General features: G+C 68.7%; 1 protein-coding gene. It reads right to left on the bottom strand.

Annotated features, from left to right (window positions below):
* Positions 1-164: 164 nt before the first annotated feature.
* On the bottom strand, positions 165-889 hold a 725-nt coding region (locus tag AAFM29_RS17770), incomplete at its 5' end, for a M23 family metallopeptidase (protein WP_341714037.1).

The raw sequence follows: 889 nt of genomic DNA on the forward strand, positions 1-889 counted from the left end.
GCGCAGCGTGCACAGCCGCTGGGCCGCCTGCCTGCGCGCGCACCAGCGCGGCGTCCGCGGTCAGCAGGTCGGCCGAGGCGACGATGTCGCCGGTGATCGAAAGATCCGCGCCGAGGACCGAAAAGGTCGAATTGCTCTTGCTGGCCATGCGCTCGCGTCCCGAATTACTTGCTGGCGGCGAGCTGGGGAGCTCGGCGGATTTCTTCGAGAACATTGGGAGCCGTCTCCAGGAAGGTACGCGGATTGACCGCGCGATTGTTGATGCGGACCTCGAAGTGGAGGTGCGGTCCGGTCGAGCGCCCGGTCGAACCGATCGCGCCGATCGTGTCTCCGGCAGCGACCGTCTGGCCGACCTTGGCGGCGAATTTCGACATATGCGCATAGCGCGTCATCAGCCCGTTGCCGTGGCTGATCTCGACGACATTGCCATAGCCCGAGCGACGGCCGACGAAGCTGACGCGGCCCTGCGCGGCGGCGAAGATCGGTGCGCCCACCGGGCCGCGGAAATCGAGCCCCTTGTGCATCGCGGCAACGCCGGTGAAGGGATCGCGGCGATAGCCGTAGCTCGAGGTGACCATCTCGACCTTGGCCGGGGCGACCTGCGGCACGCCGGCGAGACCGCGTTCGAGCGCGTCCATCCGCGCGATCGACAGGCCGAGCCGCTCGAAGCGCGGATCGATGCCGCCGTCGGCATCGGTGCTCAGCTTCTCGAGCGGACCACCCATCGCGCTGCGATCGGCATTGCGGATCATGTTGTCGGGATTGAGGCCGAGCTTCTTGAGCGCGGCGGCGGCGCGCTGCGAGCGCCAGTCGGCGTAACGCGTGAGGCCCTCGACGAAGGCGAGCTGGCGCGCTTCGATCCGGGCGAGGGCCGAGGCCTCGGGGATCG

The sequence above is a fragment of the Erythrobacter sp. genome, from assembly GCF_038133525.1.
Taxonomy (GTDB): Bacteria; Pseudomonadota; Alphaproteobacteria; order Sphingomonadales; family Sphingomonadaceae; genus Qipengyuania.